21 protein-coding genes and 3 pseudogenes are annotated in these 26665 nt (G+C 33.1%); 10 read left to right on the plus strand and 14 right to left on the minus strand.

Annotated elements, in window-relative coordinates; all coding sequences use genetic code 11:
- Positions 1 to 207 precede the first annotated feature (207 nt).
- Positions 208 to 900, minus strand: coding sequence for a TerC family protein (locus tag OOK99_RS03145; RefSeq protein ID WP_143689513.1), 693 nt, complete (start codon positions 898 to 900; stop codon positions 208 to 210).
- A gap of 281 nt (positions 901 to 1181) precedes the next feature.
- Between OOK99_RS03145 and OOK99_RS03150 the strand changes: the two genes are divergently transcribed.
- The 3 genes from OOK99_RS03150 (at position 1182) to lepA (ending at position 5544) form a co-directional block, all read left to right on the plus strand.
- Entirely contained in the window at positions 1182 to 2558 is a 1377-nt protein-coding gene (locus OOK99_RS03150) for a malonyl-CoA decarboxylase (RefSeq protein WP_264720167.1), read from the plus strand.
- An 85-nt stretch (positions 2559 to 2643) separates the two neighbouring features.
- Entirely contained in the window at positions 2644 to 3666 is a 1023-nt protein-coding gene (locus tag OOK99_RS03155; protein ID WP_264720168.1) for a hypothetical protein, read from the plus strand.
- Positions 3667 to 3747: 81 nt separating this feature from the next.
- Entirely contained in the window at positions 3748 to 5544 is a 1797-nt protein-coding gene (lepA, locus tag OOK99_RS03160) for a translation elongation factor 4 (RefSeq protein WP_264720169.1), read from the plus strand.
- 184 nt (positions 5545 to 5728) lie between these two features.
- Here the strand turns inward: lepA and OOK99_RS03165 are convergent, their stop codons facing one another.
- Together OOK99_RS03165 and OOK99_RS03170 are read right to left on the minus strand one after the other, a co-directional pair.
- Complete coding sequence (locus tag OOK99_RS03165) at positions 5729 to 5923, minus strand: hypothetical protein (protein ID WP_264720171.1); 195 nt, start codon at positions 5921 to 5923, stop codon at positions 5729 to 5731.
- A gap of 159 nt (positions 5924 to 6082) precedes the next feature.
- Positions 6083 to 7197, minus strand: a protein-coding gene (locus OOK99_RS03170; RefSeq protein ID WP_214303219.1) for an IS3-like element ISWpi17 family transposase whose coding sequence is annotated in 2 segments (ribosomal slippage) — positions 6083 to 6924 and positions 6924 to 7197 — 1116 coding nt in all. Because the reading frame shifts where the segments join, the coding sequence is not laid out codon by codon here.
- A gap of 55 nt (positions 7198 to 7252) precedes the next feature.
- Here OOK99_RS03170 and OOK99_RS03175 point away from each other — a divergent pair.
- The 3 genes from OOK99_RS03175 to OOK99_RS03185 all read left to right on the plus strand — a co-directional run bounded on the left by OOK99_RS03175 (position 7253) and on the right by OOK99_RS03185 (position 8997).
- Positions 7253 to 7696, plus strand: coding sequence for an ankyrin repeat domain-containing protein (locus OOK99_RS03175; RefSeq protein WP_264720172.1), 444 nt, complete (start codon positions 7253 to 7255; stop codon positions 7694 to 7696).
- Between the two features lie 141 nt (positions 7697 to 7837).
- Positions 7838 to 8062 carry a hypothetical protein gene (locus OOK99_RS03180; protein WP_264719392.1) on the plus strand — a complete coding sequence of 75 codons (225 nt, stop codon included), beginning with the start codon at positions 7838 to 7840 and terminating at the stop codon, positions 8060 to 8062.
- A 20-nt stretch (positions 8063 to 8082) separates the two neighbouring features.
- Positions 8083 to 8997: a patatin-like phospholipase family protein gene (locus OOK99_RS03185; protein ID WP_264719390.1), complete on the plus strand. Its 915-nt coding sequence runs from the start codon at positions 8083 to 8085 to the stop codon at positions 8995 to 8997.
- A gap of 39 nt (positions 8998 to 9036) precedes the next feature.
- On the opposite strand, the gene wmk (OOK99_RS03190) is transcribed toward OOK99_RS03185, so the two are convergent.
- Positions 9037 to 9996 (minus strand): WO male-killing family protein Wmk, encoded by a 960-nt coding sequence (gene wmk / locus OOK99_RS03190; protein ID WP_264720017.1) that lies wholly within the window; start codon positions 9994 to 9996, stop codon positions 9037 to 9039.
- Positions 9997 to 10042: 46 nt separating this feature from the next.
- A pseudogene (locus OOK99_RS03195) lies at positions 10043 to 10321 on the minus strand (WO male-killing family protein Wmk); the annotation flags it as partial.
- Positions 10322 to 11346: 1025 nt separating this feature from the next.
- Between OOK99_RS03195 and OOK99_RS03200 the strand changes: the two are divergent.
- Positions 11347 to 13290: an ankyrin repeat domain-containing protein gene (locus OOK99_RS03200; RefSeq protein ID WP_264720173.1), complete on the plus strand. Its 1944-nt coding sequence runs from the start codon at positions 11347 to 11349 to the stop codon at positions 13288 to 13290.
- A gap of 99 nt (positions 13291 to 13389) precedes the next feature.
- Here OOK99_RS03200 and OOK99_RS03205 read toward each other — a convergent pair whose 3' ends face one another.
- Complete coding sequence (locus OOK99_RS03205) at positions 13390 to 14619, minus strand: IS256 family transposase (protein ID WP_264720174.1); 1230 nt, start codon at positions 14617 to 14619, stop codon at positions 13390 to 13392.
- Positions 14620 to 15105: 486 nt separating this feature from the next.
- A pseudogene (locus OOK99_RS03210) lies at positions 15106 to 15777 on the minus strand (recombinase zinc ribbon domain-containing protein); the annotation flags it as partial.
- Between the two features lie 82 nt (positions 15778 to 15859).
- Here OOK99_RS03210 and OOK99_RS03215 point away from each other — a divergent pair.
- Positions 15860 to 16871, plus strand: a protein-coding gene (locus OOK99_RS03215; RefSeq protein WP_264719384.1) for an IS630 family transposase whose coding sequence is annotated in 2 segments (ribosomal slippage) — positions 15860 to 16321 and positions 16323 to 16871 — 1011 coding nt in all. Because the reading frame shifts where the segments join, the coding sequence is not laid out codon by codon here.
- A gap of 304 nt (positions 16872 to 17175) precedes the next feature.
- Here OOK99_RS03215 and wmk (OOK99_RS03220) read toward each other — a convergent pair.
- From wmk (OOK99_RS03220) to wmk (OOK99_RS03245), 6 genes are all read right to left on the minus strand, one after another.
- Positions 17176 to 18081, minus strand: a complete 906-nt coding sequence (wmk, locus tag OOK99_RS03220; RefSeq protein ID WP_406719355.1) for a WO male-killing family protein Wmk — start codon at positions 18079 to 18081, stop codon at positions 17176 to 17178.
- A 38-nt stretch (positions 18082 to 18119) separates the two neighbouring features.
- Positions 18120 to 19040 (minus strand): WO male-killing family protein Wmk, encoded by a 921-nt coding sequence (gene wmk, locus OOK99_RS03225; RefSeq protein ID WP_264720177.1) that lies wholly within the window; start codon positions 19038 to 19040, stop codon positions 18120 to 18122.
- A gap of 78 nt (positions 19041 to 19118) precedes the next feature.
- Entirely contained in the window at positions 19119 to 20210 is a 1092-nt protein-coding gene (locus tag OOK99_RS03230; RefSeq protein WP_264720179.1) for a hypothetical protein, read from the minus strand.
- Between the two features lie 52 nt (positions 20211 to 20262).
- A protein-coding gene (locus tag OOK99_RS03235) for an IS630 family transposase (protein WP_264719384.1) occupies positions 20263 to 21274 on the minus strand; the annotation gives its coding sequence in 2 pieces (ribosomal slippage) (positions 20263 to 20811 and positions 20813 to 21274; 1011 coding nt in all).
- Between the two features lie 232 nt (positions 21275 to 21506).
- Positions 21507 to 22163 carry a JAB domain-containing protein gene (locus OOK99_RS03240; RefSeq protein WP_264719907.1) on the minus strand — a complete coding sequence of 219 codons (657 nt, stop codon included), beginning with the start codon at positions 22161 to 22163 and terminating at the stop codon, positions 21507 to 21509.
- Positions 22164 to 22333: 170 nt separating this feature from the next.
- The gene (gene wmk, locus OOK99_RS03245; protein ID WP_264720180.1) at positions 22334 to 23242 is read right to left on the minus strand and encodes a WO male-killing family protein Wmk; all 909 of its coding nucleotides are present in this window, start codon (positions 23240 to 23242) and stop codon (positions 22334 to 22336) included.
- Positions 23243 to 23362: 120 nt separating this feature from the next.
- Between wmk (OOK99_RS03245) and OOK99_RS03250 the strand changes: the two genes are divergently transcribed.
- The gene (locus tag OOK99_RS03250) at positions 23363 to 24256 is read left to right on the plus strand and encodes an Rpn family recombination-promoting nuclease/putative transposase (protein WP_264720181.1); all 894 of its coding nucleotides are present in this window, start codon (positions 23363 to 23365) and stop codon (positions 24254 to 24256) included.
- A 71-nt stretch (positions 24257 to 24327) separates the two neighbouring features.
- Positions 24328 to 25442, plus strand: a protein-coding gene (locus tag OOK99_RS03255) for an IS3-like element ISWpi17 family transposase (protein WP_214303219.1) whose coding sequence is annotated in 2 segments (ribosomal slippage) — positions 24328 to 24601 and positions 24601 to 25442 — 1116 coding nt in all. Because the reading frame shifts where the segments join, the coding sequence is not laid out codon by codon here.
- 225 nt (positions 25443 to 25667) lie between these two features.
- Here OOK99_RS03255 and OOK99_RS03260 read toward each other — a convergent pair.
- A pseudogene (locus OOK99_RS03260) lies at positions 25668 to 26524 on the minus strand (Rpn family recombination-promoting nuclease/putative transposase).
- Positions 26525 to 26665: the final 141 nt, after the last annotated feature.

Here is a 26665-nt window from a genome sequence, read left to right on the forward strand (position 1 = left end):
CCAGTTTCAGCTACTCGAATCACAGCAAAGAGGCTGCTTGCATAACTCAAATTTTAAGGAAAACTATTTAATGTCATTCCAGCGCGTGACGCTGGAATCCAGAAAAAAAGAACCTGTGTCAGCTACTCGGATGACATCGAAATGTTCGTACAGATATTCGTCACACACCGGAATAAAAATTAGACTTTTGCTTTGTAGAAAATAATTTCAAGGCCGCATTGTCTTTATTTTGCTTATAGCTTCCACAAGCAATGCAAACATGAATGAAGAATACAAACATGCTTTTGGTAGCTCTATGTGAAGTCCTTCAAGTATTAAATATATACCGATGAGTAAAATAAATAGAATGGCAATTACTTTTAAGCTTGGGCTGGATTTTATTAACTGAGCGGTATAACTTGATGAAAATAGCATTGCTAATATGGAAAATGTAAATGCTATAGCAATGATTATCATATTATGAGTTAATGCTATAGCAGTTAATATTGAATCAACAGAAAAAACTAAATCTATTAATATAATTTGTAGCACAACTAAAAAAAATTGTGATTTAACGTTTGCCTTTGTTTTGTTCTCCTTATGTACAAAAATTTCGCTCCATAACTCCATAGAACTTTTAACAATAAGGAATAACCCTCCTGCAATCATAAGCAAATCTTTTACTGAAATATCTAGTGATACAGAGTGAAATATAGGCTTTTCCATTGATAATATATGTGATATAAAAAATAGTATTACAAAACGCATCAATAGCGCCAAGCCAAAACCTATCAGGCGGGCTCTTTCTCTCAGCAGATTTGGCACCTTATCTATTGCTAGAGAAATAAAGATTAAATTGTCTATACCAAGTATAGTTTCAAGTAGCGTAAGTATCAATAAAGTCCAAGCATCAGCTAGCATTTTCATTCCAAAGTCAGATTTTGTACTTTACAATAGATGTGTAAAAATTAAGTAACTTCGACTAGGTAATTAAAAAATCAGCCTTACCCGGAAAAGAAAGAGGCAAAAGGGCATTTTTATAATAAAAGTACTTTTGTAAGAGAAATAATGAAATTAAAAATCTAACTCTCTTTACGAAAATTTTAATAGATTGCAAAATAGTTGTGCCATGAAAATATATGCCTTCTTTGTAGACTAAGATTTTTCTTTAAATTAAGATAGATACACGATAAAAGGAACATATGATAAAAGAATCATTAGCAAAAACTGATATAGTAAAAGTTGAAGATAAGAAAGCAACAAAGGGCTTTTTTAAAATATTAGGTGAAGTAGCAGATGCTGTAAGGTCATGGGTTGGCAATATTGGCCCTGATTTAAGTAGTAGTCGCGATGTCGATAGTTTAGTCTTGAAGATGAACGAATGCTTAAACCCAAAGGGGGGTGAAGTCTCAGCACGTAAGAACACCGTATCTCTTGGTAATTTGTACTTGAGTTTATCAGAGGCAGGTCAAATAAAATTTTTACAAACCCTGGCAGAAAAGTTCAATCCGGATAAAACGAAAATAGATGAAGAAATAAAAGTATATAAGAAAAATCAAGATTCTGAGTCGAGCTATAAGTTTGAACAAGACTTAATAAAAGTCCTTGAATCACCACGCTCTAAAATATTGAAGCAGTTTATCTCCTTACCGGAGGGCCTTAAGTTTATTGTTGATATGCGTTCTGATGTACTCAAGCTGAAGAATCAATATAAAAGTCTAAGTCCACTAGAAAACGAATTAAAAAGTATACTTTGTACTTTGGTTGATGTTGATCTACTTGATCTTCATCAAATCACCTGGGATTCACCTGCATCATTGTTGGAAAAACTTATAAAATACGAAGCTGTACATAAAATTTCCTCTTGGGGTGACTTAAAAAACAGACTAGATTCTGATCATCTCTGTTTTGCTTTCTTTCATTACAAAATACCAAATGAACCTTTAATTTTTGTAGAGGTTGCACTGATGAATGAGATTGCAGATAGTATTCAACACGTTTTGGACGAGTCAGTTCCTTCAAGTGACCCAAGCAGTGCAAGTACTGCTATATTCTATTCAATATCAAACACTCAAACTGGTTTATCTGGAATTAGCCTCGGTAACTTTTTAATAAAGAGAGTCGTAGAAAAACTATCGCAAGAATTTAAAAGCGTAAAAGTGTATGCAACTCTTTCTCCAGTTCCTGGATTTACAAAATGGCTAAAAAATCAAGACGTAGCTTTATTAGGTAAGCTTAATATAAAACAATCAGGTATAGAAATTTTAGAAAGCATAAAAACTAACATTGAATGCGAAAAACAGTCCCTACTGAAACTTTGTGCACATTATTTGCTAAAGGTTAAAAGCAGTGGTGGGGGTGCTTATGATCCAGTAGCACACTTTCATTTAAGCAATGGTGCATCAATCAAACAAATCAACTGGATGGCTGATACTTCTGAAAAAGGCATTAGTCAGTCAGCCGGAATAATGGTGAATTATCTGTACGAGCTGCCTAAAATAGATAACAATCATGAGAATTATATGATTAATAAAGTGATTTCTCATTCAAAAAAAGTGTCAGCTATGTTAAAGGAATAATAGGAAGTGCGCAAGCATATAGAAAGTGCTAACATTCCCTAATGTTTATGTATATAATATTGAATAGTTTTATGAGGTAAAATGTATGAATAGTGATGAATTAGAAGAATTAAAGAAACTAAAACAAAAGATACAAGATGCAGTAGCACATAAAAAATTGTATGGTGTATTATTTGCAGATTCTAAAGAGATAGAGTTATTCAATAATTGTATTAGCAGTATTAAAAGTAATGGAATAGGCGAAGAGGAATCAAATGAATTGATAACCATTTATAAAGGACTTAATTCAATATTTGATAACATTAGTTCTGACTGGGGTGGCAATAAGGGTAGCCTAAATGCTCAAAAAATTATTGTACATTATCAAAACTTAGAGTCTATCTTAAAGATAGTAAACATAATTAAAGAATTGAAGACAAGATTGGGCCAAGCATTCGTGATCTTCGACTTTGATGAATCCGGGTTAATCCAGGATATCGAATCACTCCAAAAAAAAATGAAAGAAGTGCTAGAAAACATGCAACAACAAGAACAAAGTGCAGCAAGGAAAAAAGAGTTAGAAGAGAAAGCTAAAGCAGAGTTTAGCAAGTATATAGAAAACGGCACTATTGATGCGATGTCAATCAAAAGGGATAGTAATTCAGATCTTCTTTATACAATAATTAAGCTAAAAGAAGACAATAAAAGCACAGATATTAAAGTAAGAGAATTTTTAAATAGTGATTTTTGTAAAGAAAACAATATTGCCGGTTTTCTTCTTTCAAGTGGAGATCAAAAAGAATTTATCAGTGGTAAAATACATGAGGGGATTAGATATTATCATATAGGTACCACAGTTCAATATGGAATAAAGTTTAACTGGTATGTAGACGGAAAGGAATGTAGCATTACATTAGGTGCTAACAGTGATGATAGTATTAGAATAATAAGTGATAGACCAACTGATGCGGATTTAGAAAAAAATAAAGATGTAAAGATTAAAGTTGGTGATGCTTACCTAAGCCTTGCTGATGCAGTAAAAACGTGTAGACAGCAAGAAGATCCAAGTAGCACAGTGAAGCAAGCATCAGCTAATGAGCATTGCCGTCCATTGGCAAGGACAGCTTAATGTTTTTAGCAAAGAGAGATATAAGTAATTGCTCTTGTAATACTTAAAATGTAAAATAGATCTACTTAAATAAGTAGATCTATGAACAATATAAGAAATTTTGCAATAATAGCACATATAGATCATGGGAAGTCAACTCTTGCTGATCGTTTGATAGAAGAATGTAACGGTCTTGAGACAAGGGAAATGACCAATCAGGTACTTGACTCAATGGATATAGAGCGTGAACGTGGAATTACAATCAAAGCACAAACGGTAAAACTCAATTACACTGCAAATAATGGTAATAAATATTGCCTCAACCTCATGGACACACCAGGTCATGTTGACTTTTCATATGAAGTCAGCCGAAGCTTAGCCGCATGTGAAGGCTCACTTTTGGTAGTAGATAGCAGCCAAGGAGTTGAAGCTCAGACTCTGGCAAATGTCTACAAGGCAATTGACAATAATCATGAGATAATAGTTGTGCTTAATAAAGTCGATCTTCCTGCTGCAGATCCAGAAAGGATAAAGCTTCAGATTGAAGAGGTAATCGGAATTGATGCAACTGAGTCAATTTTGATATCGGCAAAAACTGGTCTTGGGATAAAGGATGTACTTGAAGCTATAGTGACAAAACTTCCCGCTCCTCAAGGTGATACAAATGCTCCACTGCAAGCAATTTTAGTTGATAGTTGGTATGATCCTTACCTAGGAGTAGTAATTTTAGTGCGAGTTAAAAATGGAGTACTAAAAAAAGGCATGAGAATCGTTATGATGTCTAATAATGCTACATATCAGGTCGATAATATCGGTATTTTCACTCCTAAAAAAGTTATGACTGGTGAACTTTCAGCAGGTGAAGTTGGTTTTATAACTGCTTCAATGAAAGAAGTAGCAGACTGCAAAGTAGGAGACACTATTACTGAAGAGAAAAGGCCGTGCAGCAAGGCATTACCTGGCTTTAAAGAAGTACATCCTGTAGTATTTTGCAGTATTTTTCCCAATAACACAGATGATTTTAAATATTTAAGGGAAGCACTAGAAAAATTACATTTAAATGATGCTAGTTTTACATTTGATGCTGAAACGTCAAATGCGCTAGGTTATGGATTTCGTTGCGGTTTCTTAGGAATGCTACATCTTGAAGTCATTCAAGAAAGACTCGAAAGAGAATTTGATTTAGATCTAACAGCAACTGCACCGAGTGTTATATATAAAGTTGCAACACAAAATGGTAAAGTTTTAAATATCCATAACCCAAGCGATATGCCAGACCCTACAAAAATTGAAATAGTGGAAGAACCATGGATCACTGCAACTATAATGGTACCTGATCAATATTTAGGAGAGATTCTATCTCTGTGTGAAGAGAGGAGAGGAGAACAGCAGGATTTATCTTATGTTGGTAATACGACAACAGCACTACTGAAGTATAAATTACCGCTGTCTGAGGTTGTTTTTGATTTTTACGATAGACTAAAATCAATTTCCAAGGGATATGCAAGTTTAGATTGGGAAATATCCAATTATCAGGAAAGTCAGATAGATAAATTAAGTTTTTTAGTTAATGGAGAACCTGTGGATGCGTTAGCCTGCATTGTTCATAAAAGCAGGGCAGAAAAAAGAGGCCGTGAAATATGTGCACGTTTGAAAGACTTGATACCACGCCAGCAATATAAAATCGCGATTCAAGCGGCAGTAGGCGGAAAAATTATTGCTAGAGAAACGATTAACCCGTATAGAAAAGATGTAACAGCCAAGCTCTATGGTGGAGACGTCACACGAAGGATGAAGCTGCTTGAAAAGCAGAAGAAAGGTAAGAAAAGATTGCATTCTGTGGGAAACATAAACATCCCACAAAATGCTTTTATTGAGGCTTTGAAAATAAATGATTAATGTATGTCCAAAAACATAATTTTCAAGAATTAAGTAATATTTTGCTCAATAAGTTCACTGATATTGATATGGATAAATTTGCAATAGCTATTGGGAATGTTCAAAAAAGTGAGTCAAACCTACATTTTTTTATATTAATTTATTACTTTTTTTTGGTTTGACTCACTTTTTTGAACATTCCACCCTAAGCCCTCTTGAGCTTGAGAATTTTTTCTATATATAGGCTGAGCATGAATGACATCTGATCATCAATTATGCAAATCTGGATCTTGTTGTTCATACTTAAGTCATTTTGCCAAAATTCCCTTTTTGCATCACCTTTTAAACCTCTTGTGTATACTTCTGTAATTGTGGTAAATTTTTGATCATTGGCAGCCACTTCTCCACACTGCTTCCATACATATTCTCAACTTCTCCTCGCTTTTACTATAATGCACCCATTTGTCTAGACCATTTTTTTCAAAGTGATCCGATTTTTAAAATGAATATGTTGATAAATACGTCGACACACATTTAAAGTATTTATCAATATATTCATTTACTGTTTATGATAATAAAGATCAGCAGGAACTTTATAATGTAGAGTCTGATGTCGCCTTCTATAGTTATACCAAGCAACAAAATCATTTATTATAAGATTTAAATCTCTGATACTATTTGGTCTATAATAATATATAGCTTCTTGCTTTAAAGTTCTCCATAAGCGCTCAACAAATATATTGTCGAAGCAACGTCCTTTATGGTCCATACTGATTTTAATATTAGCACGCTCTAATTCCATAATAAAGTTGTAGCTAGTAAACTGCACCCCCTGATCACTATTAAAAATCTCAGGTTTACCTTGTTTTAGAGCTTCTTTGAGAGTATAAAGGCAAAATCCAGCATCGAGATATGGTGATAATGAATGAGCAATAATATAGCGACTATACAAGTCCATTATTGCCACAAAATAGATAAACTTACCTTCTACCATAATATATGTTATATCAGTAGCCCATACCTGATTAACTCTACAAATAATCAAATCTTTGAGTAAATAAGGATATATTTTATGCTTTTTTTCTTTAATACTTGTATTACATCTTTTTCTACAATACAGCCCACTAATCTTCATTTTTTTCATAATTCTTAAGATTTTTTTGTGATTGACTACTACTCCACTCGCTATGATTTCAGCAGTAATTTTACGATATCCATAACGGCAATCAGAAGCCAAATATACTTCTTGAATCAAATTTGCTACTTCACTTTCGTTATTAATTATAGGCCTATAATATAGGCTAGATCTGCAAATCCCCAATAAATCAGCCTGTTTCCTAATTGACAGATCAGAATCTTTTTCTATAAACCTTACTCTATCTTTTTTGCTTATTTCAGTAATTTTTTTTTCAAATAGCTATTTTCCACTGTCAATTCTCCTATTACTTTATGTAAACTTTCTATTTCTTGCGCTAAGATTCTTTGTTTTCTCGCACTTTCACTTTCTTCAACAAATAGGTCTTTTAACCTTGCCAATACTCTATCACGCCAATCATATAGATTTGTTGATGGTATTTTATATTCACTACATATCTCAGCTGTGCTTTTTTGATTTTTTATTGCTTCCAAAGCTATCTTTGCTTTTAACTCTGGTTCATATTTTTTTGTTGCCATACTTTTACCCCTTTACCTTCCTACTCGGATCAACCATTTTTTTTTGGTCTAGTTTATGGGGTGCATTATAGTGAGTAATTATAAAACAGTACTACAAATTGCTTCTGAAAATTGTAACTTAGAGGTTGTAAAATTTTTGGTAGAAAATCTATTAGATGTTAATGTGCAGGTTCCTAAATTAACAGCATTACATTATGCTTCAGAGGCAGGTTGTTTAGAAGTCGTGAAGTTTCTAGTACAAAAAGGAGCTGATGTAAGTGCTTCTGACGGATACGAGCGATGGACACCGCTGCATTATGCTGCAGATCAAGGACGTTTGGAAATTGTTAAATTTTTATTAGACAAAGGAGCAGATCCTAGTGCTGTAGCTAAAGATGGAAGAACACCTAGAAGCATGGCTGTAATATCAGAAGAACGTAATAAAGATAAAAACAAGCAATACAGAGAAGTAATAAAACTACTTTCCAATGCAGAAGGCTCGCTAAAAAATAGCAAATAAGATCAAAGATATATTGGAGTCATAAGGATCTGCAGAAGAGCAATACGAATTCAAATAGTGACTACCACAGCAAAATATAGAAACTGAACATATTTCTTCTTTTATCAGTAATTTGCAATTATTTTATAACCAGTAAAAAATATGCTAAAAAAAATCCCAATTACAGTAATTATTACCATATTAATACAAACAGTAGCATTTATATGGTGGTTATCCAAGCTAGACTCAAGGGTACAATTTCACGATAAACTTATTGAATATGGTTTAATGGAAAAAGTGTTAGTACTTGAGGAAAGGGTAAAAAATCTTTCTGAGGAATTGGATGAGTTTAAATTACACGTTCTAAGCGGAAAAATTAAATCTTAATACCTTTACCCAAATTCACAATGATTAAATATATTTTATCCGTTGATGGAGGTGGCATTAGAGGCATCATACCAGCCATTATTCTAGCAGAAATAGAGCAAAGGACAAGAAAACCGATAGCTGAAATCTTTGATCTTATGGCAGGGACCTCAACCGGTGGAATTGTTGTAGCTGGATTATGTAAAAAAGATAAACCTCAATATTCTGCTAATGATTTAGTCGAGTTCTATCGGGAATATGGACCATATATTTTCAAGTCTTCATTTTTTAGGCGATCAATATTATCTTGGTTTAACTGTGCACAATACCCATATAAAAATATTGAATTTGTATTGGACAAATATTTTGGTGATGATACTCTACAAAACACTTTAAATAATGTACTGCTTACCAGTTACGACATTCAGAATAATTGCCCATTTTTCTTCAAAAGCTGGAAAGAAGGTAATATTAAGCTGAAAGATGCACTCAGAGCTGCAACGGCTGCACCTACTTACTTTGCACCTAAATATTTAAAAGTCAACCAAAAGGAAATGGTATTAGTGGATGGAGGGGTGTTTGCCAATAATCCAGCGGCTTGTGCATATGCAAGTGGTAAGAGATTATTTCCAAATGATGATATTCTACTGTTATCGGTAGGTACTGGCAGAACAGATAGAAGCATAGCCAATTCAAAGAGATTGGGAAAAATAGGCTGGATAAAGCCACTACTACATGTGATGTTTGCCTCAAGTTTAGATGCAGTAAATTACCAACTTGATCAAGTTATAGCTGATAAATATATACGCGTACAATCGCAACTAAAAATAGCATCACCTGACATGGATAATATTACATCAAAAAATATCAAATCTCTTCAGCAAGAGGCAAATGCAATGATAGAGGACAATCAGAAAGTGATAGAAAAATTCTGTATAGAAATATTAAATATATAACTATCTTTACTTACATCTTAATATATTGTTTAACACAATTCAATTTTCACACTCATCAGCAGTTAGGCCACTTGCTCGCAAAATAATATCAATAGCAACACCTTCCTTAACTAGATCTTTTGCAATTTTGATTTTCTCTGCTTTTTTAACCTTTTCTTTACCAGTTTGCATTCCTTCAGATAAAGATCTAGCTACCGTATCCAGTAATTCTTGATCCTCAATTTTTTCGCATTTACCTACAAATCTCAAAACTGGCTCATTTTCATGTTCTGTTAGTCCAAGAGCTTTAATGTTAACTGATAATGTCTTTGCTATCTTATATAATATTTCAATTGGAATGTCTGTATATCCTCGTTCATAGTCATGTATTTCTTTAGGTGTTGAACCGATTTTATTTGCCAAGTCCTCCTGAGTGTATTCCCGTATTAATCTCTCCTCTTTTATCCTTTTCCCTACTTTGTAGAGTATAGAATCAGTACAAATTTCTTTCTCTATATCATCATATTCATAAGTAGATAAGCGAGTCACTTGGGAAATAATATCAACTGAAACTCCTTCTTGCACTAGATTCTTTGCTACTTCTATTTTCGCTTCTTCTTGATTAATTTTTTCGCTAATATGAACAAACCTGACTAATGAAGGTACTATTTTGCCTAACTTTTGATTCTCGTATATTTTTGTTAGATAGAGTATTTCCTCATCTTCATCTTTATATTCTCTTAGTACTGTTGGTCCTGGAAGTAGATCTATAACATTAACTGACAATGCTCCTGCTATTATATACGATTCTTTGATTGTAATAGCCTTGCACCCTAGTTCAAAGTTATGTATTTCCTTATGTGTTAAACCAATTTTGCTTGCTAATTTTGCCTGAGTATACCCTTGTACTATCCTACAACCTTCTATTTTTTTCCCCAGCTCGTAGCTTGCTGAGCCAATATGCTCTGAATTATCATAGATAAATCCTCTAAAAGCTGTTTTTCCTACAGAAGCAAACATATATTCTATCACAAAAAAATCCACTATTGGCTAAGTTTTTATGAAATCACAAAAATTTCTCAATCATATAATTTGATAAGCCTGTCGTTTGCAAGATAATATCAACAGAAATTCCTTCTTTCACTAAATTCCTTGCAACTTCAATCTTCTTTTCCTCTCTGACCTTTTCTCTACAAACATGTATACCTTTAAATAAAGACTTGATTAGCATATCGCGTAATTCTCGACTCTCAATCTTTTTGTATTCTTCTATCAAGTTTGATAGCTTTTCTTCCGCTTCACTATCCTCATCTGATTCGGGAAGTAGATCTATGATACTGATTGATTATTATTAAGACTCTTGTCCGTAAAGCACCTTCATTTGCTCCTTTCATGAAAGTGATATTTCCTTCAAATCAGCTAGTTTTAGATGCTGAGGTTGTGTGCCGTTTAAGATGGCTTCCTTAATTTGGGTATCAAATAATTTAAACGTAAGACCCATTGTAAAAGATAAGATTTAATTTGAAAGAAAAATTGATGTGGTTAAAACTTGACCTTGCACAGTATAGGAATATTTTTTATAAAAAGAACAATATCTATTTGAAATGTAAAATTATCATAAATTTTTCTTTTTATTCTTAAATGAATTACTATTAATCCAGTAAACTATATTATTAATATCTCAAGAAAATCAGCCATTTTCAGGCTCAAAACCAAGGTCGGTGAGAAGAGTTTGTTTTGGGATCTTATGGTCTACCAATCGATACATACGAACTTTTTAATATGGTAATTTTATTGTACGCTAAAACTAGCCACATTAGCCCATTTCATCCATATCTACATACGAACTAATTTGCTCAAGCTTATAGAAATAATTTAAATCTTCTATTTTTATAACCTTATTTTTACGCGGCTTGTTCTCACAAATATACGACCTTTTTTGCAATCTTAGGAAGAGTCAATAATTCAATTCCTTATAACACTAGCTAGCATGGTATCTTCACTAAAATATTTTTTTAAAAAGTTAGTTGACTTATAAATAATTCTCTACTAATACTGGCATGTGTTTGTTTATTCTGCTGAAGTGGCTCCGCAGGTTACTGTATAAGCTTCAGCAGTTTTTGCACTCCTTTAAAGCATCATATTCCTATATATTAAATATCGCTAGTGCTTCTCAAATTTGTTGATCTATAGTAAAACTGGCTAAAACTTGGAGTCATAAACAACTCTTAACTTCTATATACTCCATTATTACTCACCATAAAAACTTAACAAAAGCTTAACGATATGAGTAGTAAAAAGATTATGGTTATTGACTTAATGTTACATATCGCATACAATATATCATATATCTTAGCTTAAGGGGCAAGTATGGGTAAGTCTACTGGGATAGTAAAATCTATCATCAATCTATCAAAACCAGAACCATCTGATTTTGAATATGAATCCATTATAGAACATTTATCATCTAAAGAGCATTTATTAAATGAACTGATGAATGATATGTGGTACTCAGGAGATTTACCATCAGTTAGAAACTATAATGAACCATCATCTTTGATAGATAGCAAACTTGGATTAAGTGAACAGATTTGTGTTTGGTTTGCTCTAGATCATGATCTTACACCAAGTCAAAAAAATTTAAACAAAAAGTTACTTAGTGCTCTAAAATGTTTAGCTTCTAACTGTGGTTCATTTGATAATACTGAGCCCCTTGAAGAATTCTTACATGATAATAAAAACAATAAAGATTTAAAAGTAATTCTTAACCTCAGAAGAGGAGAATCTCAATCAACAGTATTGCATGCAATTGCAGGAGCAAAGATTGGTGGATTTCGTCGCACAGGAAATCAGGCTATAGATTTACTCTTAGAAGCAGGCGCAGATCCTAACATACAAGATAATAAAGGAAAAACACCACTATACCTTGCTGCTGCCACAGGTCATTACGATAATGCAAACTCTCTTCTCTTGAAAGGAGCTAACCCTAATATAACAAGTAGAAAGGGCAAAACTCCACAACAAATAGCAACTAATAAACTCTGCTATAATATAGAAGAATTATTTTTAACTGATAAACAGAAAAAGTTGAATAAGGAATTGTATGACTTACTTGTGTGTGATTCAGACTGCACTAAAAATTTAAAGGAGTTTTTAAGTAAGCATAAAAGAGACTTAGACCTAAAAGTAGTGCTAAATATTCGGCAAGGAATGGGTGAATCAAAAGTGTTTTCGTATGTTGATCGTTTTGCTTGGGATAATGAAGATCTTGCTCAAGAGTTAAGAAAAATATTTCTAAAAGCAGGAGCATTAGATTATCGTATAAATATCAATTATTCTCACCAAAAGAAACGACAGGTCAGTAAATTACTCGTTAATTTAACCTCAAATCAAAAGGAAAAGTTAAATGAGTTTTCTGATAAGGTGTTTCATGCTCAAAATATGGCTGAACTTGAAAAGATTGTAAACGATGCTATAAAGTCTGGTGTACGATTAAACTATTCTCTTTCGCAAGATTTCTTTTCAGGTAATGAGTACACTTTTACCGATTATGTGATGAAAAAAATCAGTGAATTAGAAAAAAATCCTAAAGTTGCTAGTAATATAATATGTCAATTAGTATCAAAAGGGGCAGTGTTTGGTAATACAGTTGATGCTAACACACTGACATCAGAATTTAAAGAGCATAAAACTAACCTAAAAAAAGCTTATAGAGATTATATTAGCAATTCTCATAAGTTTATTGAAATCGCAAAAAGTGCAACCAATAGCGAGCTAAAAGATGCAAGAGTAGACAACTCCGTTTTTTACTTAGAATATTCTAAAGATAGTAAAATAGACATTATAAAGATAACAGATGGGGCAAGGGATTTAGGTCTAACAGATGGAGATGTAAAGTGTGGAAGAAATATAGTAAAGATCGGTAATAGTGAAGTAGAAATTAAAATTGAAGATGGCATAAGGAATTACACAGATCTTACAGAAGGCAGCGATGTAATATTAACTTTCTATACTAGTTTGGGAAATGTAGACGTTAGGCTGTATCCTGACATACAGAATAAAAGCAAAATTATAGTAGAAGTGAGTAATAGAGAAGAAATATTAGAAAAATTCAAAGGTCGCGAAGAAGAGTTAGGTAATGATTGCGAGCTTGGTAACTACTGGGTCTACGATGCTATTGAACAGGGATATTTTGAAAGATCTGGTGGATTAATGCGTCCTGAAGTTATAAGTGAATCCAATAAGCAGAAGGGTTCATGGGTAGAACGTATAGATAAGGATTCAAGAAGAGGTCCTGATTTTCGGGATAGGTAGATCATAAAAGTTGAAGATTATTATTTAAATATAAACTACTATAATTTACACATTAAGGAGTTGTAGGGGATGTTCAAAAAAGTGTGTCAAACCGAATTTTTAATTCAACTCAATCTTTAACCTACTAGGGAAAAAAATATCGAGTTGAGATATAGATAATGCCCAATCATGTACAGGCATCGTCCATTTCTCCTCCACCTTTCTTATAGCACAATATACCAGCTTGTACAAGGCATTTATGCTGCTGAATGCGCCTTTGGTCTTGGTAAATTTCCTAATTTGCCTGTGTAGCCCCTCGATGGGATTAGTGGTATAAATTAGCCTTCTAACAGGACCTGAATACTTGAAGTAACCAGATAAACTTTCCCAATTGTTCTGCCAAGATTTCACAACTAATGGATACTTTTCGCCCCATTTTTCCTCCAGCTCAAGCAAATAATTTTCTGCAATTTCTTTACTTGTAGCGCGGTATATTTTTTTCAAATCATTCATGAAAACTTTTACATCTTTGCTTGATACGTATTTCAGAGAGTTCCGTATTTGATGCACTACACATAGCTGTACTTCCACATTAGGAAATACGCTATTTATAGCTGCAGGAAAGCTTTTTAGGCCATCGACACAAGCTATCAAAATGTCTTCTATTCCTCTCTCTTTCAAGTCATTTAATACGCCTAACCAGAAGCTAGCTCCCTCGCTTTCTGCTAAGTAAAAACCCAGTACTTCTTTTCTGCCATTTTGGTCTATTCCTAATATGTTATACATGCACTTACTTACACAGCGACCGTCTTCTTTTACCTTAAAAAACATCCCATCCATAAATACTATTGGATACACTGATTGCAGTGGACGGCTACGCCATTCATTGATTATAGGTAGTAATTTATCTGTAATTCCAGATATCTCTGCTGCAGATATTTTATGGTCATAAATTTCTTCCACATATGATGCTATATCTCTGTATCCCACACCACTTGCAAACATGTTCAAGACCTTTGTTTCAAGTTCTGTTGTTTGCCTTTTTTTCACTATCTGTGGTTCAAAACTTCCCTCTCTGTCTCTTGGTGTCAATAGTTCAAATGAACCTGCACTTGTTTTCAAAGTTTTTCCATTCCTTCCGTTTCTACGATTGTTTTCTTCGCTTTCAGTAGATAAATGATGTTCTATTTCACCCTCCAAGCTTGCTTCAAGTAGCCTTTTTACAAATGGCGTTAATGCACCATCTTTTCCCATTAATGGTCTACTTTCTCGTATAGATGACAAGATATTTGTTTCTAATTCTTTATAATCTACCAAACCAGTAGTTCTATCTGCTATTCTTTGACTCATGTCAAACCTCCATTTTTATCTCAATTATATTTTACTTCTCGGTTTGACACACTTTTTTGAACATCCCCGTCCGGAGCAATAATCATGCTCATGGTTAAAAAAGTATGCTCTATAAGCTCAAATGAGAAGAAATTACCTAATTTAAAAGTTTTACTTGATGACTTTTCGTATATAGGATTTCCTTCACTATAAAAACATGGTTCTATTTTAGCAGAAAAGGGTTGTTATGTGAGTTTGACTCTTGCTCAATAGTTTGCTCTGGTTTCATATGTAAATTGAAAATTTTTACTATTTATATTAATATACTCATATGATTTAATGTCAGTTTTTGTAACACTGGTTTACGTCAAGACTATTTTTAACCTCTTCAACCTCTGCGGGTGCATTAGAAGTCCTTCATATTTTGCAATAGTGGTTTCCTTATAAATCCTTGAGTTTTTTTGCAACAGCTTTTCCTATTCTTTTTGATGTTTTCATCTCCTCTTGTTAAACAATGCAATCAAGACCATAAAACTTCTCTAATTGCTCACTCCATAGCATTGGTATTTCCCTCAAGTCAGATAGCTTCAAACCTCTTGGCTGCCTCCCCTTTACTATATCTTCTTTAATCTTCGGAGCTAAATAATTCAACCTTAAAATTTGCTGTATACGTCTTGTACCTATACTAATTTTGGCACTCAGCTCTTTCACACTTCTATATTTTCCTTCTTCTAATTGCCGTTTCCAGGAATGGGCTCTCACCACTGCTTTCAGTAATGCATTGTTTGTTTTTCCTTCTGGCTCTACTACTGTGCATTTGTTTCCTTTCTTTTTTAACCACATTGGTATAAATTCCACCTTATCCTCTAAACACACTTCTATTTCATCTTCTTTTACCATTACTCCTTTTATTAACTTTTTCACTACTTCTTTCTGTCTTCCAAAACTTAAATTTTTCCACTCTTCCGCTTTTTCTCCCCATTTTTCATATAGCTGCTCTGTTTTTCCCATTACTTCTTTTTCTATTTCTCCTGCTACTACTGTTCGATTTACTGATTCACAATTCTTCCCCCTTAAGTGATTATTACATATGTAGTATCGATACCTTTTATTCTCTTTTTTTGAGTACGTTAGCGTCATATTTACATCACAGCTTTTGCACTTAATTATTCCCCTAATACCAATTCCCGTTACACGGGAAACAGATAGACAATAATGGAAGAAAAGCCATAATGAAATAAGTGAAATAGTTTAGGTATAAATGGCACTCAGATCAAAATTATTGGATGAAGAAGTAGTAAAATCAGCAAAAGAGATGCTGAAGAAAGTAAGGAATAATGCATATGTTTCAAAAAAACTAAACGCTGTAATTGCAGCAAAAAAGTACAGTATAACGTCTGTAGCAAAAATATATTGCATTTCAAGAAAGGCACTAACTTCGTGGATAAAACTCTTGAAATTTGGCAGAGAAGAAAAACTGTTTGCTCCTCGATCACGCCGAAGAAAAACTAAATTAAATCAGGCTCAACTACAGCAAATTGAAGCATGGATAGAAGAAAACCCTAATATTACCATTAAAGAAATGAGAATAAGAATACAGGAAAAGTTCGACTTAAATATTAGCAAATCTACAGTACACCGCCATATGCAAAAGATGAAATTTTCATATATTACACCAAGACCAGTACACAACGTACAAGATAAAAGTAAACAAGAGGAATTCAAAAAAAAATCTCAATGAAGTTATTGGAAAGTATCCTGAAAAAGAGCTATTTTTCTTTGATGAATCAAGGTTTGGCACACATTCGAAAGTTGGGCATGGATGGTTTAAAAAAGGTACTAGAACTCGGGTTAAAATAAAGTTAGGTAGGCATAATTTTTATCTCTACAGTGCAGTTAATCCTAAAAATGGAGAGAGTTTTAGCTTATTTGCACCAAATGTTAACACTGATTGCATGAATATATTTCTTGAGCAAATGTTGCAATATCTAGGGACAAGAGAAGCTGTTCTTGTTATGGACTGTGCTAGTTGGCATAAGTCAAAAAATTTAAAGGTACCTAAAAACATTGAGATTATATACCTACCTCCATATTCACCTGAACTTAATCCTGTTGAGAGGCTTTGGTTATATATAAAACAGAACATTTTGCGCAATAAAATATACAGTACTATTGCTTTGCTTGAGAGCACTTTATGCAAATTTCTTACCTCTCTTGCTACTTCTACAATTAAACAACTCTGCTCTGTTTCCTATTTGACTCCACAACAATGAGAATTGGTATAATTTAGTTAATTCACTTCAATCTATTTGAACATTATATATTAAATACACAAGCACAAGAATTTCATTCAGTAATTTAGATATATTAAATATATAATTATTTTTTATTGATATTTTAATGTATTATTTATGAGTAAGTAAACTACTGAAATCTTTAATCCAGGTTAAGTTTTGAAAGCATGATTTTCAAGCTCCTCGATAGAAATGTCCAGCATAAGTAGATTATTTGCAACCTTTATCTATATTAAGTATATAACTACTTTTACTTGTATCTTAATATATTATTTAACACAATTCAATTTTCACACTCATCAGCAGTTAGGCCACTTGCTCGCACAATAATATCACTAGCAACACCTGCCTTTGCTAGATCTTTCGCAATCTTGATTTTCTCTGCTTTTTTAACTTTTTCCTTGCCACTTTTCATATCTTCAGATAGAGATTTGACTAATGATTCTTGTTCTCCGTACTCATCCATTAAACTCAATAGCTTTTTGCTTTCTCTTGTTTTAGGTAGCAGAACTTTAATATTCACTGATAATCCTTCTGCTATTTGATATAATTTATCAAATGATATGGCAGTGTATCCTTTTTCATACTCGTGTATTTCTTTGAGTGTTAAACCAACTTTATCCGCCAAATCTTTTTGAGTATACCTTCTTATCAATCTCCATTCTCTTATTCTTTGCCCTACTCTGTAATATATAGAATCAGTGCAGATTTCTCTCTCTGTATTATCATACTCGTAAATAGATAAGCCGGTTGCTTGGGAAATTATGTCAACTGAAACCCCTTCTTTCACTAGATTTTTTGCTATTTCCAACCTTGCCTCTTCTTGATTGATTTTTTCGCTGATATGAACAAACCTGATTAATGAAGGTACTATTTTACCTAATTTTCGATTCTCGTATATTTTTGTTAGATAGAGTATTTCTTCGTCTTCATCTTCATACTCTCTTACTGTTATTGGTTTAGGTAATAGATCTACAACATTAACTGACAGTACTCTTGCTATTAAATATAGTACTTCAATTGGAATAGAACTATACCCATTTTCATAGCTGTTCACTTCTTGGCATGTTAAACCTATTTGACCTGCTAATCCTATTTGAGTATGACCTCGCATTAACCTACAATCTTCTATTTTTTGCCCTATTCCATAGCTAACATTGCTTGCAGAAACAAACACATATACCTCCATTTAAGAAAAAAACTCTATGACTATAATTTTTCCACTAGCTACTCATCTAAAACTAGATCAACAGGTAAACCTACCGCTTGCAAAATAATATCAATAGAAATTCCCCCTTTTACTAAATTCTTTGCAACTTTGATCCTTTCTGCCTCTCTCACTTTCTCCTCACAAATCCGTATCCCCTCAAACAAAGATTTTATTAATGCATTACGTAGTTCTTGGCTTTCAATTTCTTTGTATTCTTTAATCAAATCCTGTAGCTCATTTTCCACTTTACTACCTTCATCTTCTTCTATTAATAGATCTGTAATATTAATCGATAACGCTTCTGCCATTTCATATAATTTATCAAGTGGAACAGCAGTCCTTCCTTGTTCATAGTTGCTTACTTCGTCACGTGTTGTACTCATTTTCTCCGCTAAATCCTTTTGAGTATATTCTCTCACTAATCTCCATTCCTTTATCTTTTTGCCTATTTGGTAGTATATAGAACCAACTTTTTCTTCAACACATTCATCAGCAGACAGACCAATTGTTTTTGCAACAATATCAACAGAAACTCCTGCTTTAACCAAACCTTTTGCAATCTTTATTTTCTCTGCTTTTTTACTACTTTTTTCACTAATTTGGACAAAATTGGTTAGTAAACAAAACATCTTACGTAACTCCTGATCATTAATCTTTTTATATTCTCTTACTAGATTTAATATTTCTTCTCCCTCATCTTCAAGACAGCTTTTTGATACAGGAATAAGATCCGTAATACTGATTGATAGTGCCTCAGCTATAGCATATAACCTTTCAATTGAAATTCTACGATTCCCTTTCTCATATTGCAATATCACCCAGTATTTTACACCAATTTTCTCAGCTAAATCTTTCTGAGTATACCCCCTCTCTAACCTCCAACTTTTCACTTTTTCCCCTACTTCACAGTCTAGACTTTTTTCCACGAAAACAACCATGCGTATAATATTTTCTACTATAGCTCAGATATAACGGTAGAAAAAACCTCTGGAACCTTAAAGTTTGCTGTAGACGCATTAAAGTTCCCTAAAGGTTTCTTTACTACCTCCACATACCCTATTTACCCATGAAGACAATACTTCATCATTGCTAATCTCTTTTATAGCATACTTTTCATTCCATATGCCACATCTAGTGAAATTACCTCTTTCTACCACTTCCTTAAGCTTCACTCCCCCAAAGAGGCAATTTTTTCCAATTTCTTCGCCTCTTTTTTGTAACTCAGCCCACATTTCCTTGTTTTCTACTCTGACTTGTACTTGATCATATTTTTTTACATCGTGGTACAATATAACATTTAGCTTACCAATGCTCGTAGGAAACTCTAACATGACAGAGCTGCCATTTGACATATCGGTATAGTTTCTTACACCTCCTTTCTCACTTTTAACCTCAACTGCATCATTACCAATTTTTAAAATATTACTTCCTAACTCTCTCAGTATTTTGGCAACCTCTACTTTACTGTCCTCAGAAAATTCTATATATAATGTTGCATTGTCTATCTCGATATCTATTAATTCTCCTTCTTGCACAGCACTTTCGCTAGCCTTCTCTAGTTCTTCTAGCTGCCTATCTATCTGTGGCTGAACTTCTGGTTGTAGCTCATTATAGATTTCACCTATCAGTTTATTCTGTAGTAGAGTATCATGAAACTCTGCACCGCTTAACATTAATTTACGTATTACCTTTTTACGATCAACCTTATCAAATTTATGAAAATGTGTACCTAATACTACATACTCTGCGAAACTCCATTCCCCATCATTACATGCATTTAGCCTTGCTCCAGCAGCTAGTGCTTCGTCTACAACCTTGTGCAGTTCATTTGGACTTTTTGCTCTTACCACAGCACTTTTAAACCAGCTCAATTTTTCGCTTTCGCTTATACTTGGCTTTATTTTTTGCAAGGCAGAGGTAAATGGATTTTTATCTTCTTGATCACTTATAGGTTTTGTGCCATATATGTAATCAAGTCCCTTTCCGTAGTTGATTTGAACGTCTCTATTAGGGAAGGGCACTTCTCCAGGTTTTTTAGCCTTATTAATTTTGCTTACAAAAGTGGACTGCTCTTTAGCACGACCAATTCCTATAATAGCATTCAACATCTCACCTTTTGATAATTTATCAAGATCAATGTTTAATTCGTAATACCAATTCTCATTGTTGTGGAGTCAAATAGGAAACAGAGCAGAGTTGTTTAATTGTAGAAGTAGCAAGAGAGGTAAGAAATTTGCATAAAGTGCTCTCAAGCAAAGCAATAGTACTGTATATTTTATTGCGCAAAATGTTCTGTTTTATATATAACCAAAGCCTCTCAACAGGATTAAGTTCAGGTGAATATGGAGGTAGGTATATAATCTCAATGTTTTTAGGTACCTTTAAATTTTTTGACTTATGCCAACTAGCACAGTCCATAACAAGAACAGCTTCTCTTGTCCCTAGATATTGCAACATTTGCTCAAGAAATATATTCATGCAATCAGTGTTAACATTTGGTGCAAATAAGCTAAAACTCTCTCCATTTTTAGGATTAACTGCACTGTAGAGATAAAAATTATGCCTACCTAACTTTATTTTAACCCGAGTTCTAGTACCTTTTTTAAACCATCCATGCCCAACTTTCGAATGTGTGCCAAACCTTGATTCATCAAAGAAAAATAGCTCTTTTTCAGGATACTTTCCAATAACTTCATTGAGATTTTTTTTTGAATTCCTCTTGTTTACTTTTATCTTGTACGTTGTGTACTGGTCTTGGTGTAATATATGAAAATTTCATCTTTTGCATATGGCGGTGTACTGTAGATTTGCTAATATTTAAGTCGAACTTTTCCTGTATTCTTATTCTCATTTCTTTAATGGTAATATTAGGGTTTTCTTCTATCCATGCTTCAATTTGCTGTAGTTGAGCCTGATTTAATTTAGTTTTTCTTCGGCGTGATCGAGGAGCAAACAGTTTTTCTTCTCTGCCAAATTTCAAGAGTTTTATCCACGAAGTTAGTGCCTTTCTTGAAATGCAATATATTTTTGCTACAGACGTTATACTGTACTTTTTTGCTGCAATTACAGCGTTTAGTTTTTTTGAAACATATGCATTATTCCTTACTTTCTTCAGCATCTCTTTTGCTGATTTTACTACTTCTTCATCCAATAATTTTGATCTGAGTGCCATTTATACCTAAACTATTTCACTTATTTCATTATGGCTTTTCTTCCATTATTGTCTATCTGTTTCCCGTGTAACGGGAATTGGTATAAGTACCTCCCTTTTTATCATTAAAAGGTACAATTATCTTATTACCCATATTAGCCTCCGCTATTAAATATACTTTTTAAGTGTATAGTTGTTATACACTCTACTACTCATTATAAATTATAGTGAGTAGATTTGCAAATACTTTCTACTATAACAATCCGTTTTCTCGAAAGCTGAAATAGCCTCCACTTGTGATGATAATATGGTCAAACAATTTTACGCTTACAGTACTACATGCTGCTGCTAAGCTCTTCGTTACTTCTTGATCTTCTTCTGATGGTTCTAAGCGTCCCCCAGGATGGTTGTGTGACATTATTACTAATGTTGCATTCTTTATTAATGCTTTTCTTATAATTTCCTTTATGTACACTGGTGCTTTTTCCATTTCACCAATATAGGATTCTTCTCCGATTAGTTGGCGCCTTTTATTCAAGTACAGTATTTTTACACATTCCCTCTCTGCATGACCTATACTTACGTTCAAGTATTCTACTAGCCCTTGTAAGTCCATGATTGGTTCTCCCTTGAGCTTTTCTCTCAGTACCCTTTCTAGTGTTTCCTTAACGCACATAATCATTGCTACTGCAGAATCAGTTACTCCTTCTATGACTTTCAGGTCATCCATTTCTCGACCTAAAATCCTTCCTACTCCTGCATAAGTATTCACCAGATTTTTAGCAATTTCTTGAGCTTGTGGCCTTTCATGTACTGCACTTAAAAATGTTTCCATTATTTCACGATCAAGTAGTGCTTTGCCTTTGCTTTCTAATATTCTGAATTCGATTTCTTCTTTACTTTTATTCATATAATTTACCCTTCACTAACAACAAACTTTTTTTAGATATTTACTGCTGTTTTTTATCAGCATTGGCATAAAGCCATAGCTTTCGAGTGAAGTCAAATCAATTTCTCAATCTTTTTTACTTATTTTTTCATGAATAGGTGAAGATATTAATATATGGTGATTTTTTTATTTTAAACTTGTTGAATTTCGTCTAAAGAGATGCCTACCGCTTGCAAAATAATATCAATAGAAATTCCTCCTTTTACTAAATCCTTTGCAACTTTGATTCTTTCCGCTTTCCTCACTTTTTCTTCACAAATCCGTATGCCTTCAAACAAAGATTTTATTAGTGCATTACGTAGTTCTTGGCTCTCAATTTCTTTGTATTCTTTAATCAAATCAGGTAGCTCATTTTCCACTCTACTACCTTCATCTTCCTCTATTAGTAGATCTGTAATACTAATCGATAATGTTTCTGCTATTGCATATAATTTTTCCAGTGGAATGGCCACACGTCCTTGCTCATAGTTGCTTATTTCATCACGTGTTGTAACCATTTTCTCAGCCAAATCCTTTTGAGTATACTCTCTCACTAGTCTCCATTCTTTTATCTTCTTTCCTATTTGGCAGTAAATAGAACCTCCTTTTTCTTCAACACATTCATCAGCAGAGAGACCAATTGTTTTTGCAACAATATCAACAGAAACTCCTGCTTTAACCAGACCTTTTGCAATTTTTATTCTCTCCGTTTTTTTACTATTTTTCTCACTAACTTGAACAAATTTGGTTAGTAAACAAAACATTCTACGTAACTCCTGACCGTTAATCTTTTTATATTCTCTTACTAGATTTAGTTCTTCGTTTTTAAGGCAAATTTTTTCATTTGATACAGGAATAAGATCTATGATGCCAACCGATAACACTTCTGCTATAGCATACAATTTCTCAATCGAAATTTTACGTGTTCCTTTTTCATATTGTAGTACTATTTGATACGTTACGCCAATTTTTCCCGCTAAATCTTTTTGAGTATAACCTCGCTTTAACCTCCAGCTCCTTACTTTTTGTGCTATCTGATACTTTATCAAGGTATTTGCCATAAATATTATACAGGTTAATACTACCAAATAAAGATATACAAAAACTTCTACGTTTCAATTTTAGTTGAATATTTCTTCACAATTGTGTATAATTATTAATGCTTTTTAGGTTAATTTATCATGGCTTTTTCTAAATTTCTCGATCCAAAAAATGATGTTGCGTTTCGTCGTATCTTTGGTACAGAAAAGAATAAAGATATCCTCATTCACTTTCTAAATGATATTTTGAGCTTTACTGGCAAAAATGCAATACAGGATATAGAGTTTTTAAGTACTATTCAAGATCCTGATATTGCATCTAAAAAGCAAAGTATTGTTGATGTGCTATGTAGAGATTCAACAGGAGTGCAATGGATAATTGAGATGCAGGTCGCTAAAACCAAAGGCTTTGAGAAACGAGCTCAGTACTATGCCGCTAAAGCCTATTCAAGACAAGCTAACAAGGGCGATCAATACCATGACCTTAAGGAAATTATCTTTATTGCTATAGCAGATTGTATACTATTTCCGGATAAGTCTGAGTATAAATCAAAACACACCATTCGGGATGAAGATACTAATGAACATGATCTAAAAGATTTTTACTTTGTATTTATTGAACTGCCTAAATTTTCCAAAACTAAAGAAGATCAGCTTTCAAATATAGTTGAGAAGTGGGTGTATTTTTTTAAGTACGCTGATGAAACAAGTGAAGAAGAATTGGAAAGGATAACAGGAAGTGACGTAATAATCAAAAAAGCGTATGAAGAGCTAAACAGGTTTAACTGGTCAGAAAAAGAGTTTATAGCTTATGAACAGGAGACTAAGCGTATTCGTGATGAACAGGCTGTCCTTGCTCAAAAACTCGATGATGCTAAACATGAAGGAATCCAAATCGGCCATCAAAAAGGTAAAATTGAAGGTAAAATTGAAGTTGCAAAAAACTTACTGAAAGCTAGCGTATCTGTTAACTTAATAGCTGAGTCTACCGGCCTTTCGATAGATGAAATTGAACAACTCAAGAAAAAAGCCTAAGTATAATGCACCCCATAAACTAGACCAAAAAAAAATGGTTGATCCGAGTAGGAAGGTAAAGGGGTAAAAGTATGGCAACAAAAAAATATGAACCAGAGTTAAAAGCAAAGATAGCTTTGGAAGCAATAAAAAATCAAAAAAGCACAGCTGAGATATGTAGTGAATATAAAATACCATCAACAAATCTATATGATTGGCGTGATAGAGTATTGGCAAGGTTAAAAGACCTATTTGTTGAAGAAAGTGAAAGTGCGAGAAAACAAAGAATCTTAGCGCAAGAAATAGAAAGTTTACATAAAGTAATAGGAGAATTGACAGTGGAAAATAGCTATTTGAAAAAAAAATTACTGAAATAAGCAAAAAAGATAGAGTAAGGTTTATAGAAAAAGATTCTGATCTGTCAATTAGGAAACAGGCTGATTTATTGGGGATTTGCAGATCTAGCCTATATTATAGGCCTATAATTAATAACGAAAGTGAAGTAGCAAATTTGATTCAAGAAGTATATTTGGCTTCTGATTGCCGTTATGGATATCGTAAAATTACTGCTGAAATCATAGCGAGTGGAGTAGTAGTCAATCACAAAAAAATCTTAAGAATTATGAAAAAAATGAAGATTAGTGGGCTGTATTGTAGAAAAAGATGTAATACAAGTATTAAAGAAAAAAAGCATAAAATATATCCTTATTTACTCAAAGATTTGATTATTTGTAGAGTTAATCAGGTATGGGCTACTGATATAACATATATTATGGTAGAAGGTAAGTTTATCTATTTTGTGGCAATAATGGACTTGTATAGTCGCTATATTATTGCTCATTCATTATCACCATATCTCGATGCTGGATTTTGCCTTTATACTCTCAAAGAAGCTCTAAAACAAGGTAAACCTGAGATTTTTAATAGTGATCAGGGGGTGCAGTTTACTAGCTACAACTTTATTATGGAATTAGAGCGTGCTAATATTAAAATCAGTATGGACCATAAAGGACGTTGCTTCGACAATATATTTGTTGAGCGCTTATGGAGAACTTTAAAGCAAGAAGCTATATATTATTATAGACCAAATAGTATCAGAGATTTAAATCTTATAATAAATGATTTTGTTGCTTGGTATAACTATAGAAGGCGACATCAGACTCTACATTATAAAGTTCCTGCTGATCTTTATTATCATAAACAGTAAATGAATATATTGATAAATACTTTAAATGTGTGTCGACGTATTTATCAACATATTCATTTTAAAAATCGGATCACTTTGAAAAAAATGGTCTAGACAAATGGGTGCATTATAAGATCTTGGACAAAGGAAATGATAAGTTAGGTTTAGAAGAACAGCAAGTGAGCTTAGAGCCTCAAAGTTATTTGAATAACACTTTTATTCAGGGCCATTTGACTCGGGATAAGGTTAAATCAATTTCTTAATCTCATCTACCGAAAGGCCACTGGTTTCAGAGATGACATCAATAGAGACACCGGCCTTGAGTGAGTTTTTGGCTACTTCAATTTTACCTTTTTCATGGCCGATTTGGATGCCTTCATGAAGTTTTTCTTCAAGACTAGATAAATAATCATCGGTACGTTTCTTAGCTTGATCATAAGCAAGGCGTTCTTCTTTACTCCAATTATATTGGTTCAGCTCATCATAAGCCCTGCCAATAATTAAATCACTTCCTATTATTTTTTTTAGATCCTCTTCACTTGTTTCACCGGCGTGTTTAAAAAAATAACACCATTTCTCTACTATATTTTCTAATTGATCTTCTCTTTTTTTAAATTTAGGTAACTCTATAAAAGTAAAACTAAAGTCTTTGAGATCATGTTCAAAAGTTATCTTATCAAAAGTAACATGATCAGACTTATAAGCTAGCTTATTAGGAAATAAGATAAAGTCGGCAATGGCAATAAAGATAACCCCTTTAAGATCATGATACTGATCACCTACATCAGCTTGACTTGAATAGGCCTTGGCGGCATAGTATTGGGCACGTTTTTCAAAGCCAGTAGTTTTAGCAACTTGCATCTCGATTATAGTTTTGACCCCTGTAGAATCAACACAGAGAACATCAACAATACTTTGCTTTTGAGAGAAATGACAGGGTCTTGAATGGGACTGAGAAAGGAGACATCTTTAATCTTATTGTCATCAGTAAGACCTAGTATATCGTTAAGAAAGTGAATAAGAATATCTTTATTTTTTTCGGTACCAAAGATACGGCGAAAAGCTATATCATTGCGAGCATCAAGGAACTTGGAAAGAGCCATGAGAAAGTTAAGATAAAAAGCATTAATTATTATACACAATTCTGAAGAAATATTCAACGTTTTTATGTGTAGGTCTATTAAAGTTAGCTAAATTTACAAAATTGGAAAAAAATAACTTTATAGATGATCCTAGAATACTAC

The organism is Wolbachia endosymbiont (group B) of Eucosma cana (assembly GCF_947250645.1).
Lineage (GTDB): Bacteria > Pseudomonadota > Alphaproteobacteria > Rickettsiales > Anaplasmataceae > Wolbachia.

Bases quoted from the DNA above. Each gene is read 5' to 3' on its own strand.
- OOK99_RS03250 (WP_264720181.1), top strand. From the start codon at position 23,363: ATGGCTTTTTCTAAATTTCTCGATCCAAAAAATGATGTTGCGTTTCGT.
- OOK99_RS03185 (WP_264719390.1), top strand. From the start codon at position 8,083: ATGATTAAATATATTTTATCCGTTGATGGAGGTGGCATTAGAGGCATC.
- OOK99_RS03175 (WP_264720172.1), top strand. From the start codon at position 7,253: ATGGGGTGCATTATAGTGAGTAATTATAAAACAGTACTACAAATTGCT.
- OOK99_RS03145 (WP_143689513.1), bottom strand. From the start codon at position 900: ATGCTAGCTGATGCTTGGACTTTATTGATACTTACGCTACTTGAAACT.
- OOK99_RS03150 (WP_264720167.1), top strand. From the start codon at position 1,182: ATGATAAAAGAATCATTAGCAAAAACTGATATAGTAAAAGTTGAAGAT.
- lepA (WP_264720169.1), top strand. From the start codon at position 3,748: ATGAACAATATAAGAAATTTTGCAATAATAGCACATATAGATCATGGG.
- OOK99_RS03205 (WP_264720174.1), bottom strand. From the start codon at position 14,619: ATGAGTCAAAGAATAGCAGATAGAACTACTGGTTTGGTAGATTATAAA.
- OOK99_RS03155 (WP_264720168.1), top strand. From the start codon at position 2,644: ATGAATAGTGATGAATTAGAAGAATTAAAGAAACTAAAACAAAAGATA.
- OOK99_RS03230 (WP_264720179.1), bottom strand. From the start codon at position 20,210: ATGTTGAATGCTATTATAGGAATTGGTCGTGCTAAAGAGCAGTCCACT.
- wmk (WP_264720177.1), bottom strand. From the start codon at position 19,040: ATGGTTGTTTTCGTGGAAAAAAGTCTAGACTGTGAAGTAGGGGAAAAA.
- OOK99_RS03240 (WP_264719907.1), bottom strand. From the start codon at position 22,163: ATGAATAAAAGTAAAGAAGAAATCGAATTCAGAATATTAGAAAGCAAA.
- OOK99_RS03180 (WP_264719392.1), top strand. From the start codon at position 7,838: ATGCTAAAAAAAATCCCAATTACAGTAATTATTACCATATTAATACAA.
- wmk (WP_406719355.1), bottom strand. From the start codon at position 18,081: ATGGAGGTATATGTGTTTGTTTCTGCAAGCAATGTTAGCTATGGAATA.
- wmk (WP_264720180.1), bottom strand. From the start codon at position 23,242: ATGGCAAATACCTTGATAAAGTATCAGATAGCACAAAAAGTAAGGAGC.
- wmk (WP_264720017.1), bottom strand. From the start codon at position 9,996: ATGTTTGCTTCTGTAGGAAAAACAGCTTTTAGAGGATTTATCTATGAT.
- OOK99_RS03200 (WP_264720173.1), top strand. From the start codon at position 11,347: ATGGGTAAGTCTACTGGGATAGTAAAATCTATCATCAATCTATCAAAA.